Raw genomic sequence first — 12,628 nt, 5'->3', positions numbered from 1 at the left:
TTTCAGGAGCGGTAATGATGGTTGGTTTTTGCGTTTCGCGCCCCATTATTATTGCGCAAGGTATGAAGTGTGCGTGTGAGAAATTCATATGACAGACATATCTGAGATACATGTTGGAGAGATGTTCTGCGTCATGCTGAACAAAGCAGGTAATTGATTGGAGGATTTCGATGCCGAGCTATCGCGCACCCGTTGAGGATACAAATTTCATTCTCAATGACGTTCTGAATTATCAGCGTTACAATAATTTGCCAGGTTTTGCTGATGCATCCCCGGATGTTGTTGAAGCGATCCTGTCTGAAGGTGCGAAGCTTGCCGAAGGCACATTGTTTCCGGTCAATCAATCTGGCGACAGGCAAGGATGCGTTCGTGCATCCGATGGTTCGGTAACGACGCCAAAGGGTTTTAAAGAAGCTTATGATCAATATCGCGAAGGCGGCTGGCTTGGGCTTGCCGTTCCTGAGCAATATGGTGGGCAAGGGCTTCCCTATCTGCTGCATACGGCTGTTGGCGAATATATGTCATCAGCCAATATGGCGCTTACCATGTATCCGGGCCTGACGCAGGGTGCGATTGCCGCGATCCTTGCGCATGGCAGTGATGAGCAGAAAGACACCTATCTGCCAAAGATGGTGGAAGGTGTCTGGACTGGCACCATGAACCTGACCGAGCCGCATTGCGGTACGGATCTGGGGCTGTTGCGTACCAGTGCAGCGCCGCAGGGCGATGGCTCCTACAAGATTTCAGGCCAGAAGATTTTCATCTCGGCTGGCGAGCATGATATGTCGGAAAATATCATTCATCTGGTGTTGGCTCGCATCGATGGCGCACCCGAGGGTGTTAAGGGCATATCGCTGTTTATCGTGCCTAAATTTATTCTCGATGAAAACGGTAATCCGGGAAAGCGCAATGCTGTGTCCTGTGGTTCTCTGGAAGAGAAAATGGGCATCCACGGCAATTCCACCTGTGTCATGAATTATGACGAAGCAACAGGCTACCTGATCGGTGAGGCGCATAAAGGTCTGCGTGCCATGTTCACCATGATGAATGAAGCCCGTCTGGGGGTGGCGCTTCAGGGGTTGTCGATTGCCGAGACCGCTTATCAGAACGCTGCGATCTATGCGCGTGAGCGTATTCAGGGTCGTGCGCTTTCGGGCGCGATTGCACCGGATAAAAAGGCCGATCCGATCATTGTGCATCCCGATATACGCCGCAACCTCATGAATATCCGCGCTTTCAACGAAGCCGGACGTGCTCTTATTCTCTGGACGGCACTTAACTCTGACATTGCTCATCGTTCCAGCGATGAAGCGGAACGTCAGGCGGCTGACGACCTCGTAGGTTTGTTGACGCCAGTGCTGAAAGGCGTTTTGACCGACAAGGGTTTTGAACATGCAGTCATGGCGCAGCAGGTATTTGGTGGTCATGGCTATATCGAAGAACATGGTATGAGCCAATATGTGCGCGATGCGCGAATTGCCATGATCTATGAGGGGGCCAACGGCATTCAGGCGCTTGATCTGGTTGGTCGTAAACTGGCACTTAACGGTGGACGCGCGATCACTGCTTTTTTCAAGGAAGTGGGCGAGTTCTGCGAAACAAATCGCGAAAATGAAAAGCTCTCATTCTTCACCAAGCATCTGAAGAAGGGCGTCAATGATCTTCAGGCCGCAACCATGTGGCTGATGCAGAACGCAATGGCAAAGCCAGACAATGCGGGGGCTGCATCGAATGATTACATGCATCTCTTTGGCCTGGTGGCGCTTGGGTTTATGTGGGCAAGAATGGCAAAAGTTGCGGAAGAAAAGCTGGCGGCTGGCGAAGGCAGCAAGGACTATCTTGAAGCAAAGCTTATCACCGCACGCTACTATTTCGAGCGGATCATGCCGGAAACTGTAGCGCATCTTGCACGCATCCAGTCGGGTGCAGATAGCATGATGGCGCTCAACGCAGACGCATTCTAGTTTAGAGATGGCGCCAATGTCGTATGGCATTGGCGGGAAGGAGAAAAAATGGCTGAGGCTTATATTTACGATCACGTTCGCACACCGCGCGGACGTGGCAAGAAAGACGGTAGCCTGCATGAAGTGCCTGCCGTTCGTCTGGGCGCGAAGGTTCTGGAATCCTTGCGCGATCGTAACGGCATCGATACGGCGAAGGTCGACGACATTATTTTCGGTTGTGTGGACCCTGTTGGTGAGGCAGGCGCTGTCATTCCACGCTCTTCTGCTTTTGAAGCGGGCTATGACTTCAAGGCACCAGGTATCCAGATTTCGCGCTTTTGCGCATCCGGCCTTGATGCCGTCAATCTGGCTGCGGCGAAAATTGCCTTCGGTGCCGATGATCTCGTCATTGCCGGTGGTGTTGAGAGCATGTCGCGGGTTGGTATGGGTATGTCAGGCGGTGCCTGGTATATGGATCCATCGGTTGGCTTTCCGGGCTTTTTCATGCCGCAGGGTGTTTCCGCCGATCTGATCGCTACGAAATACGGTTTTTCCCGCGATGATGTTGATGCCTATGCGGTGGAAAGTCAGAAGCGGGCTGCGAAATCGTGGGAAAAGGGCTATTTCAAAAAATCGGTTATTCCGATCAAGGATCAGAATGGCCTTACCATTCTCGATCATGACGAGCACATGCGTCCGGGCACAGATATGCAGGCGCTTGCTCAGCTCAATCCTTCCTTCGTGATGCCCGGTGAAATGGGGGGCTTCAATGCTGTTGGCATTCAGGCGCACCCGGAAGTGGAAACCATCAATCACGTGCACCATGCCGGTAATTCGTCGGGCATTGTTGATGGCGCCGCCGGTGTCCTCATTGGCTCGAAGAAGGCTGGCAAAGCATTCGACATGAAACCTCGTGCACGTATCCGTGCTTTTGCGAATATTGGCTCTGAACCTGCGCTTATGCTGACTGGCCCCGTTGATGTGACGCAAAAGCTGCTCAAAAAGGCCAAGATGAAAATCTCGGATATTGATTTGTTCGAGTTGAACGAAGCCTTCGCCGCTGTGGTTCTGCGTTACTGCCAAGCTTTTGATATTCCGCAGGATAAGATCAACGTCAATGGCGGTGCGATTGCCCTTGGACACCCGCTGGGTGCAACAGGTGCGATGATCCTTGGCACTGTGCTGGATGAATTGGAACGCCGCGACCTTAACGTGGCGCTGGTCACTTTGTGTATCGGTGCTGGCATGGGTACGGCCACCATTATCGAGCGCGTGTGAGGGGAGGTTTTATAAATGTCTTATGTAAATTTTAAAGTTGAAACTGACGCTGATGGCATTGCTCTCGTCACCTGGGATATGCCTGAAAAGTCGATGAATGTTTTCACCGTTGATGTGATGCAGGAATTGAATGCCATCATCGACGCGACGACCGCCGACGAAAAGGTCAAGGGCGTGGTCATCACGTCCGGCAAAGAAACCTTCTCCGGCGGTGCAGACCTGACCATGCTCGAAAGCATGTTCAAGGAATTTCAGAAGCAAAAGGCAAAGGACAGCCAAGCTGCTGTTCAGTCACTGTTTGATAATGTCGGTCGAATGGGCGGCTTGTTCCGCAAGCTTGAAACCTCGGGCAAGCCTTGGGTTTCGGCCATTAATGGCACCTGCATGGGTGGGGCATTTGAAATGTCGCTCGCTTGCCATGCCCGAGTGGCGTCCGACGCGCCGGGCGTGAAGATGGGCTTGCCGGAAGTGAAAGTCGGCCTGTTTCCGGGCGCTGGCGGCACGCAGCGCGTTCCGCGCCTTGCCAACCAGCAGGATGCTTTGCAGATGATGACCACAGGCTCCAGCCTGACGGCACAGCGTGCCAAGGCGATGGGCCTTGTTACCGAAGTAGCACCTGCCAGGAAGCTCGTCGAAACAGCAAAAAAGTTGATCAAGGGTGGTCTCAAGCCAGTTCAGCCATGGGATGAAAAAGGCTTCAAGTTGCCCGGCGGTGCAATCTATTCGGCTGCCGGTGCCAATCTCTGGCCTGCGGCAACCGCCATTTTACGCCGCGAAACATCGGGAAATTATCCGGCAGCCCTCGCTATTCTGAAGTCGGTCTATGAAGGCCTGCTGGTGCCTTTCGATACTGGTCTCAAGATTGAGCAGCGTTACTTTACCGAAATTCTCCAGACGACCGAAGCGGGCATGATGATCCGTTCGCTCTTCGTGTCGTTACAGGAGTTGAACAAGGGTGCACGTCGTCCAGCCGATGAAAAGCCGACCAGATTCAAGAAAATTGGCGTTATCGGTGCTGGCTTCATGGGCGCAGGTATTGCCTATGTGACGGCCAAGGCTGGCATTCCGGTGGTGCTGATCGATCGCGATCAGGAATCTGCGGACAAGGGCAAGGCGCATACGGCTGATCTGATCACCAAGGAAATGCAGAAAGGCCGCGCCACAGAAGCCGACAGGGAAAAGCTCTTGTCGCTTATCACGGCCACGCCGGATTATGCCTTGCTCGAAGGAGCTGATCTGGTGATCGAGGCTGTGTTCGAAGATCGTGAAGTTAAACGCATCGCGACCGAAAAGGCTGAGGAGGTTTTGAAAACTTCTGCCGTTTTTGCGTCCAACACCTCGACCTTGCCAATTACCGGCCTTGCTAAAGTCTCCAAGCGTCCGAAGAACTTCATCGGTATTCACTTCTTCTCGCCGGTCGACAAGATGATGTTGGTGGAAGTGATCCTGGGCAAGAAGACATCCGACAAGGCTTTGGCCGTGGCTCTTGATTATGTTCGTGCGATCAAGAAGACGCCGATTGTTGTCAATGATACGCGCGGTTTCTATGTCAATCGTTGCGTGCTGCGTTATATGTCGGAAGCCTACAACATGCTGGTTGAAGGTGTTCCGGCTGCAATGATTGAAAATGCCGCCCGTATGGCCGGTATGCCGGTTGGGCCGCTTGCTCTCAACGATGAAACGGCAATTGACCTTTCGCAAAAAATCCTCAAGGCAACCCTTGCCGATCTTGGTGAAAAGGCTGTCGATCCGCGCCATGTGGAACTGGTGGATAAGCTTGTTGATGAGTTTGATCGCAAGGGCCGCAAGAACGGCAAGGGCTTTTATGACTATCCGGCCAAGCCTGCCAAGAAACATCTCTGGGCCGGTTTGAAAGACCTTTATCCGCAGCAGAACCCTGACAAGATCGACGTGAAGGAACTGAAAGAGCGTTTCCTTGTGACAATTGCTCTGGAAGCTGCGCGTGTGATGGAAGAAGGCATTGTCACTGATCCGCGTGAGGCCGATGTTGGCTCCATTCTGGCCTTTGGTTTTGCACCTTATACCGGCGGCACGCTTTCTTATATTGATGGAATGGGCGCGAAGAAATTCGTCAAACTTGCGAAAGAGTTGCAGCGCAAATATGGCCAGCAGTTCAAGGCGCCGAAGCTGCTTGTCGATATGGCGGAGAATGGCGAAAGCTTCTATCAGCGTTTCAATCCATACAAAAATGAGACCAGAAAAGCGGCCTGATTTGTGGGTTGAGTGAAAAAACACGCGGCACTGAAGAGCCGCGTGTTTTTATTGGTGAATAAGAAAATTTTCCCTGTAATATTGTGCATCTTGCGTAAAATCAGGTTATTCGCTAGAATTACTATCATAAAAGGCTGGTGGCTAGGCTTATAATCCTCTTTCGCAGGTTGAACTATGTTTTCTCATGATAGTGTATGGGCTGCTATTGATGCTCTGGCAGAACGCAACTCTTTGAGCGTATCCGGCCTTGCACGCCGTGCAGGGCTTGATCCAACGACTTTCAACAAATCCAAACGTTATGCCCCCGATGGGCGTGCGCGCTGGCCATCTACTGAATCCCTTGCCAAAGTCATGGAAGCGACCGGCGCGAGTTTTGACGAATTTACCCGACTTGTTCGTGGAGAGACTTCTTTCCCCTCTTATGGCGACTATTTGCAGGAGCCGAGTGCAATACCGCTGCTTGGCATGGCGGAAGCAGGCGGGGGTGGCTATTTCGACGATTCCGGTTTTCCCGCAGGTCATGGCTGGGATGTCGTGCAGTTTCCAGCAGCACCTACCGATAATGTCTATGCGCTGGAAGTTTCAGGCGACTCTATGTTGCCGCTTTATCGTGATGGCGATACACTTGTTGTGGCGCCTAATGCACCGGTTCGTCGTGGCGATCGTGTGGTTGTCCGCACCAAAGGCGGCGAAGTGATGGCTAAAATTCTTCATCGACAGACCCCGCGCACAATTGAGCTTCATTCGTTTAATCCTGAGTTTCCAAATCTGTCCTATGAAATGAAGGATGTCGAATGGGTTGCCCGTATTCTGTGGGCAAGCCAGTGATGATCAGATTGCCCCGGAAAAATCATGCCCATATTGTTTTTGGAAGCCTGGCTGGTTTGACCGCTGTTATTCTGGTCATGGTTTTTGTCGCACCGTTTTATGGGGCGCTTGATCGCCCGGTCAGGATTGTTGAGAGCCGCGATAATCAAGTGAAACCGGAGGCGGGATCGGGCAACAAGATTATTGTCGAACAATTTGATTATAATGAGCCGGAAACCAGAGCTGATGCTGATATAGTGCCTTCGGAGTCTGTACCGGAAGATGCATTGAAGACAACTGAACAGAACAGTTTCAATCAAAGTGCACAAGGTGAGTTTGAGCGTGAACCTGCCCGGCCACCTCTGAGTGACCTTGGACTGGCAACAACACCGAAACCGCCAGAACCACCGGCGCCTGCTGTGGTGGTTGATGAAGACCAGCCGTTGCAGCTTCTACAGCGCCCGGTTGCAATTGCTGCCGGCAAACTTGAAAGTCAGGGGCGTTTCGTTGATTTGCAAGGCATTGAGGTCATTCCGGTAGAGGAAACCTGTCAGGCTGAGGATGGTGAAAGCTGGCCTTGTGGCATGCATGCCCGCACCGCTTTCCGTCAATGGCTGCGTGCGCGTGCAATCATGTGCCGTTTGCCCAAAAATGACAGTAGGGCGGCAATTACAACGCAATGCAGTGTTGGCACTGAAGATCCCGCTTTGTGGCTTGTGTCCAATGGCTGGGCAAAGGCTGTTGCCGGAAGCCCTTATGAGGAAGCTGCCGAAAAGGCGCAGATTGCGAAATCAGGTATTTATGGTGATAAGCCGGATGCAGTGTTACCTGGTTTGAATAATAGTACAGTAATGCCCGATACAATAATGCCTGAAATACCGGGGCAAGCTGTCAGGCCACAGCAGCTTGACGGTGAGTTTCCTCCAGCGCCGCAAAACCAATAAAAAACGCCTCACCCGAACAACCGGGTGGGGCTTTTGATAACTATCAGATATTTACGATAGCGTACCAGCAAGTGCTTTTTGGATAAGTGCACGGGTTTCATTGATCCCATAAAGAGCAACGAAAGATCCAAAGCGTGGGCCGCGTTCCTGACCGATCAGCACTTCATAGAGCATCTGGAAGAAAGATACTGATACGCCGGGGCCACCTTCCGGGCTTTTTTTGTTATGATCCTGATAGCGCTCGATTGCACGGGCAACGTCCAGAATGGCATTCTGAATTGCTGTACCGTCTGTATCGGCTGGCAGAGTTGCAAGCTTCGCATCAAGGCCTTCAAGCGCTGCGCGTTCGACATCGTCAGGTGTACGGAATTGCTTGGTGGGCTTCACGAAATCGTTAAAGTAACGGATGGCATAACCAACGAGCGCGTCGAGTTCCGGGTTGTTTTCTGGCGTTACTCCCGGCACATGGCGCGAGATGAAGCCCCAGAGAACGCTTGGGTTTTCAGCATTGGATGCGCTCACCAGATTGAGCATCAGTGCGAATGTAACCGGCAGTTCAACCTTTGGCGGGTTGCCGTAATGGATGTGCCAGACCGGGTTGTTCAGGCGGTCTTTCCACTCCTGACGGTTATAGGCAGAGAGATAGGTGAAATACTCGTCTACGGCCTTCGGGATCACGTCGAAATAAAGCTTCTTCGCAGTCTTTGGCTTCTGGAAGTTGTATAGTGCAAGGCTTTCGGTCGGCGCATAGGCCAGCCATTCGTCAATCGCGATACCATTGCCCTTTGATTTCGAAATTTTTTGACCGAGTTGATCAAGGAACAGCTCATAGACGAAATGCTCCGGTGCCCGACCACCAAGAATTTCGCAGATGCGGTCATAAATACCGGCATTGGTTTGGTGGTCCTTGCCGAACATTTCAAAATCAACGCCCAGCGCTGCCCAGCGCATACCAAAATCAGGTTTCCACTGAAGTTTTACATTGCCACCAGTGACAGGCAGCGTCGTTTCAACACCGTCCTCATCGTCAAAGGTGATGGTTCCAGCCTTGGCGTCCACGCTTTTCATCGGTACGTAAAGAACGCGGCCCGACTTTGGCGAAATTGGCAGGAACGGACTATAAGTCGCCTGACGCTCCTCACCAAGTGTTGGAAGCATCACTTTCATGATGTCATCGTAGCGCTCGACTGCCTTTAACAGGACAGCATCGAACTTGCCGGATTTGTAATACTCAGTTGCACTTGCAAATTCATAATCGAAACCAAAAGTATCGAGGAAACGGCAAAGCATGGCATTATTATGCTGGGCAAAGCTCTTGTAATCACCGCCAAACGGGTTTGGCACTGCAGAAAGCGGCAATTGCAAATAAGGCTCAAGGGCTTCTTTATCTGGCACATTATCCGGGATTTTGCGCATACCATCGAGATCATCGGAGAAGCAGATGAGCCGTGTTTTGACTTTGTCTTCCGTCAGAATACGGAAAGCATGGCGAACCATCGAGGTGCGTGCAACTTCGCCAAAGGTGCCGATATGTGGTAATCCAGAGGGTCCATAGCCGGTCTCGAAGATTACGGTGTCAGGCATGCCGGTTTTGGCATAGCGCTTGAGTATTTTTCTTGCCTCTTCAAAAGGCCACGATTTCGCTTCCGCAGCCGCCGCGGTCAGTTCCGGGGTCAGCGTAATTTCGGGAAGGCGGTGCGAAGTCATGATGTTATCCTGATGTCCTGTGAAGAGCTTTTTAATTGATGATAATTTAAACGCACAAAGTGCCACTGCTCTATGGCGTGCCATGACGCGAACGTCAATCTTTGCCAAGCTAATTGCTGCCGAATTTCCTTGCACAACTGCAACAAGCTTCATAGGTTTCTGAGTGATTGACCTTGATTTATGATTCCAGTTACCGGATGCAGGAGCATTTGATGAGCAAGATTTCACCGCATGACGCTCTCGTTTACATCATGGTGACAACTTCGGCAGCCGATACAACCATGACTGATGCGGAACTTGCATCAATCAGCAATGTGGTTTCACGTTTGCCGGTTTTTCAGGGATTTGATGCCGCTCGCTTGCCAAAGCTTGCAAGTGATTGTTATGCATTGCTTGCGGATGAGGACGGTCTGGAGCGAATTCTTGATCTTGCACATAAGGCCATGCCAGAGAAGCTCTATGATACGGCCTATGCACTGGCTGTTGAAGTGGCGGCTGCTGACCTTCATGTCGAACAGGAAGAGCTTGAATTTTTGCAGATGCTGCGTGATCGCTGGGCATTGGATGAGCTGACAGTTGCTGCCATTGAGCGCAGTGCGCGTGTGCGTTTTCGTAAGCTCTGAAATTCAGATGGTTGATTGAAAACGGGCAAGATGAAACCTGCCCGTTTTGCATGATTGGCAAGTTTAGCAGACGAGTGGCAGACGACGTGCCTTACGCCATTCAAGCGCTGTCCGCATCAGATGGGCAGCTTCGGCAAATGTAGCCTTGTCTTTCCACCGGTCTTTATGGACGAGATTTGATGGGACAATGTCTTTCAATGCCTCAAGCGTGTGGCGTGGAACGATATCAGTACAGCTCCATAATCGCCGGAAAACAACGCTAATGCGTGTCACTTTACCATTGATTGCGACGACTGGTTCAGCCGTTTCAAATTTCCAGTCTTCATAGGCATCGATTGCGTCCTGAAATGCATGATGCAAATAAATTGGTGCATGGCCGTCATGAAGTGGAGGCAGCAAACTGGACATTTCTGTTTCCTCTCTTCTAATATGGTTCAGCTTCAGGCACTTACGGAAATGTTAATGCATCATTCCGCAAATGCGGTTAAATAAGTCATTGCAAGTCATTATGTATCTGCATGTAGCTGCCGTATTGAACTTCACCTCACGAAATACGACAGCATATAATTAACCATGATCTATCTAAGCGATGGTGCTTGGCAAGGAGAAATTTTCTTTTCTGGAGCTTGAAAGGAAAAATATGTTCTGGCTTGAGCAATGGTTTTTATTTGAGGTAATCGCTGATTATAACGGCCAGATTGTAACGCAATGAAGAGATGATTATCGGTGGTTGAGAAAGATGCCATATTGGGCTGCCTGGTCTCAGTTGGTTTGCATGCTGCAGTTCTTGCCTTGCTGCTGATTACGTTCCCTGTATCAATGCATTCTATCCAGCCAGAGGATATAAAAGTCGAACTGGTTCCTCCGTTTCAGGCCAGGCCTGAGCAGAAAACGGATGGCGCTGCCCAAGTTGAAGCAAAGCAAAAAGCGTTTGAAACTGCAGCAGATGCTGAAAAAGAAAACGCTAAAATTAATCCTGTAAAACCCTCGGAACAAGAAGATTCCGACATATCTGAGCCAGCGGAAAGTGCAATCGGATCTCATCAGGATGAAGCAGTGACCCGCGAGCCAGTGCTGAGTGCAAAGAACTCTCCCACCAGTCTGGTTCATCCGGTGAAGGCAGAAACAAAGATGGTGAAGGCCGAGAAAATTTATTCAAAAGACGCCCTTTCAAATCCAAATGTTAAACAGGCTTTGGGAAAGCTTTCGCCAACAGATCGGGTTATCCAGATTTGTGGGATAGAGGCTTTGGAGCAAATACGGCATAAACGACCAGATATTACTCCTGATATGATGGCACGAAAGGGAGGCAATTTGACGGAATCCAGTTTGAAAATGTTTGGAGGAGCCTTCCGAAGTCATGCAAATTGGTACAATCTGGATTTTGATTGTAAAATTAACCCGCAGGATTTGACCGTTTCATCGTTCCAATATGCAATTGGTGATCTGATCCCTAAAAAAGACTGGTCACGCAGAGAATTACCGATCGATTAGAGTATTCCTTTTATGCTTAAGTAATGGGAATCCTATATCTATTTATTCACCAATTGCATCCTGATAAGCTTTCTCTGTTTTCAGCCCCAGTTCTCGATGCGGATTTTTGAACCATCAGAGAAGCGTGAGATATGGAACGGCGCTGGATCAACGATCGGCGTTTTACCGCTGACCATATCCGCGATCAAACGCCCTGCGCCGGGGCCGATCCCAAAGCCATGGCCCGAAAAACCTGTGGCTATGATCAGTCCATCAATGCCTGGCAAGGGTGAAATAACCGGAATTACATCCGGCATGGTATCAATCAGGCCAGCCCATTCCTGAGCGATGGTTGCAGATTTAAAGGATGGAATGGCCGCTTTTAGTTTAGCAAGTATCGCCGCATTTGCTGCCCGGTGTGGGGCCGGATCAAGGGTGCGGATTTTTTCAAACACTGAAACCTGATCCGCAGGACGCAGTTTCCACTGGAAAGCTTCTTCGAAAAAGCGTTCGCCAAAACGAAAGCGCAGAGATTTCCATTCGGTTGCAAGCGAGGGAATGAAATCGCGAAAGAAACGGAAACTGTCGGGTACAATGTCGGCGATGGAGCCGCCAAGGCTCGCAACTGTATAGCCGCCGTCCAGTCGCTTGCGCAACGCAAAGTCTGAAAATGCGACTGCGGGTTCTACATTGCCTTCGACAGGTGCTGTGCGAAAAACAGATGAACGTACTTTCAATTGCGGCAGATGAGCATCAAATGATGATATGATCAGACGCGACCAGGCGCCGCCAGCAACGACAATTGCTTCGCATGCCACGCGACCTTTTTCTGTCAGAACTGCCGAGACGCGGCCATTGGTAGTCTCAATCTCCCGCACCGCGCAATTTTGCATAATATCTGCGCCCAGTTCCTGTGCTTTGGCTGCGAAAGCAGGTACTGCTTTTTGTGGCTCCGCACGGCCATCAAGGGGTGTTATCATTCCGCCTTTGAGTGGTCGTGTTATTCCGGGCACAAGTTCTGCTGCTTGTTGAGCATTTAAGATTTGTGTTTCAATGCCATGCTCGCTGGCAATTTTAATCCACTCTGCATAGCGGTTAATTTCTTCTTCTTTTTCAGCTGTATAAGCGATTCCGGTAACGCGAAAGCCGGTCTCGCGTTCTACACGCTCATTCATTCCTTCCCACAGGCGCATGCTTTCAACAATCAGCGGCAGTTCGCGACTGTCACGCCCCGTGCGGCGGCACCAGCCCCAGTTTCGGCTTGATTGCTCGCCCGCAATTTCACCTTTTTCAAACAGGGCAACAGGAATGCCGCTTTCGGCCAGAAAAAGAGCTGTCGATACGCCAATCACACCGCCGCCGATAATGGCGACTTTCGTTTCCCGTGGCAAATGATTGCTGGTTTCCACCTTATCGGTGATTGGCCCCATGCTCAGACTCCTGCAATGGAAATATCAAATTACTATTTGAAAACATTGCGCTATTTTTCAGATTTTTCAACTGGATAGTGGCGATAATTATCATAGGAACAGGAACTTTTTACTCAATGCCTGACATGTTTAGTCGTGTTTTATTGGCAAAGCAGTCCAAGTCATTTATATGCATTTCATGATAACAGGAC

10 protein-coding genes are annotated in these 12,628 nt (G+C 50.5%); 7 read left to right on the top strand and 3 right to left on the bottom strand.

Annotation, left to right across the window (positions count from 1 at the left end; translation table 11 throughout):
* Nucleotides 1–170: 170 nt before the first annotated feature.
* The 5 genes from FHY56_RS01485 (at nt 171) to FHY56_RS01465 (ending at nt 7,204) form a co-directional block, all read left to right on the top strand.
* Entirely contained in the window at nt 171–1,964 is a 1,794-nt protein-coding gene (locus FHY56_RS01485) for an acyl-CoA dehydrogenase C-terminal domain-containing protein (RefSeq protein WP_140903400.1), read from the top strand.
* Nucleotides 1,965–2,012: 48 nt separating this feature from the next.
* Nucleotides 2,013–3,221 (top strand): acetyl-CoA C-acetyltransferase, encoded by a 1,209-nt coding sequence (locus FHY56_RS01480; protein WP_140903399.1) that lies wholly within the window; start codon nt 2,013–2,015, stop codon nt 3,219–3,221.
* A gap of 15 nt (nt 3,222–3,236) precedes the next feature.
* A complete protein-coding gene (locus FHY56_RS01475; RefSeq protein ID WP_140903398.1) occupies nt 3,237–5,453 on the top strand; it encodes a 3-hydroxyacyl-CoA dehydrogenase NAD-binding domain-containing protein in 2,217 nt (738 codons plus the stop codon).
* A gap of 174 nt (nt 5,454–5,627) precedes the next feature.
* Nucleotides 5,628–6,281: a S24 family peptidase gene (locus FHY56_RS01470; RefSeq protein WP_140903397.1), complete on the top strand. Its 654-nt coding sequence runs from the start codon at nt 5,628–5,630 to the stop codon at nt 6,279–6,281.
* Nucleotides 6,281–7,204: a thermonuclease family protein gene (locus FHY56_RS01465; RefSeq protein WP_193556745.1), complete on the top strand. Its 924-nt coding sequence runs from the start codon at nt 6,281–6,283 to the stop codon at nt 7,202–7,204. Before FHY56_RS01470 ends, FHY56_RS01465 begins: the two co-directional genes overlap by 1 nt.
* A gap of 51 nt (nt 7,205–7,255) precedes the next feature.
* On the opposite strand, the gene FHY56_RS01460 is transcribed toward FHY56_RS01465, so the two are convergent.
* Nucleotides 7,256–8,911, bottom strand: a complete 1,656-nt coding sequence (locus tag FHY56_RS01460) for a lysine--tRNA ligase (RefSeq protein WP_140903396.1) — start codon at nt 8,909–8,911, stop codon at nt 7,256–7,258.
* A 212-nt stretch (nt 8,912–9,123) separates the two neighbouring features.
* Between FHY56_RS01460 and FHY56_RS01455 the strand changes: the two genes are divergently transcribed.
* Nucleotides 9,124–9,534: a tellurite resistance TerB family protein gene (locus FHY56_RS01455; RefSeq protein ID WP_140903395.1), complete on the top strand. Its 411-nt coding sequence runs from the start codon at nt 9,124–9,126 to the stop codon at nt 9,532–9,534.
* Nucleotides 9,535–9,597: 63 nt separating this feature from the next.
* Here FHY56_RS01455 and FHY56_RS01450 read toward each other — a convergent pair whose 3' ends face one another.
* Complete coding sequence (locus FHY56_RS01450; RefSeq protein ID WP_140903394.1) at nt 9,598–9,942, bottom strand: BRA0787 family protein; 345 nt, start codon at nt 9,940–9,942, stop codon at nt 9,598–9,600.
* Between the two features lie 318 nt (nt 9,943–10,260).
* Here FHY56_RS01450 and FHY56_RS01445 point away from each other — a divergent pair, with 318 nt between their 5' ends.
* Nucleotides 10,261–11,028 carry a DUF930 domain-containing protein gene (locus tag FHY56_RS01445; RefSeq protein ID WP_140903393.1) on the top strand — a complete coding sequence of 256 codons (768 nt, stop codon included), beginning with the start codon at nt 10,261–10,263 and terminating at the stop codon, nt 11,026–11,028.
* Nucleotides 11,029–11,108: 80 nt separating this feature from the next.
* Here FHY56_RS01445 and FHY56_RS01440 read toward each other — a convergent pair whose 3' ends face one another.
* Nucleotides 11,109–12,437, bottom strand: a complete 1,329-nt coding sequence (locus FHY56_RS01440; RefSeq protein WP_140903392.1) for an NAD(P)/FAD-dependent oxidoreductase — start codon at nt 12,435–12,437, stop codon at nt 11,109–11,111.
* Nucleotides 12,438–12,628 lie beyond the last annotated feature (191 nt).

Source organism: Brucella gallinifaecis (genome assembly GCF_006476605.1).
GTDB lineage: Bacteria > Pseudomonadota > Alphaproteobacteria > Rhizobiales > Rhizobiaceae > Brucella > Brucella gallinifaecis.
Note: the sequence above shows the minus strand (reverse complement) of the source record. Positions and strands in the feature narration are given on the sequence as shown.

Coding starts and splice junctions, on each gene's coding strand:
- FHY56_RS01485 (WP_140903400.1), top strand. CDS start 171: ATGCCGAGCTATCGCGCACCCGTTGAGGATACAAATTTCATTCTCAAT.
- FHY56_RS01470 (WP_140903397.1), top strand. CDS start 5,628: ATGTTTTCTCATGATAGTGTATGGGCTGCTATTGATGCTCTGGCAGAA.
- FHY56_RS01475 (WP_140903398.1), top strand. CDS start 3,237: ATGTCTTATGTAAATTTTAAAGTTGAAACTGACGCTGATGGCATTGCT.
- FHY56_RS01440 (WP_140903392.1), bottom strand. CDS start 12,437: ATGGGGCCAATCACCGATAAGGTGGAAACCAGCAATCATTTGCCACGG.
- FHY56_RS01455 (WP_140903395.1), top strand. CDS start 9,124: ATGAGCAAGATTTCACCGCATGACGCTCTCGTTTACATCATGGTGACA.
- FHY56_RS01465 (WP_193556745.1), top strand. CDS start 6,281: ATGATCAGATTGCCCCGGAAAAATCATGCCCATATTGTTTTTGGAAGC.
- FHY56_RS01460 (WP_140903396.1), bottom strand. CDS start 8,911: ATGACTTCGCACCGCCTTCCCGAAATTACGCTGACCCCGGAACTGACC.
- FHY56_RS01450 (WP_140903394.1), bottom strand. CDS start 9,942: ATGTCCAGTTTGCTGCCTCCACTTCATGACGGCCATGCACCAATTTAT.
- FHY56_RS01480 (WP_140903399.1), top strand. CDS start 2,013: ATGGCTGAGGCTTATATTTACGATCACGTTCGCACACCGCGCGGACGT.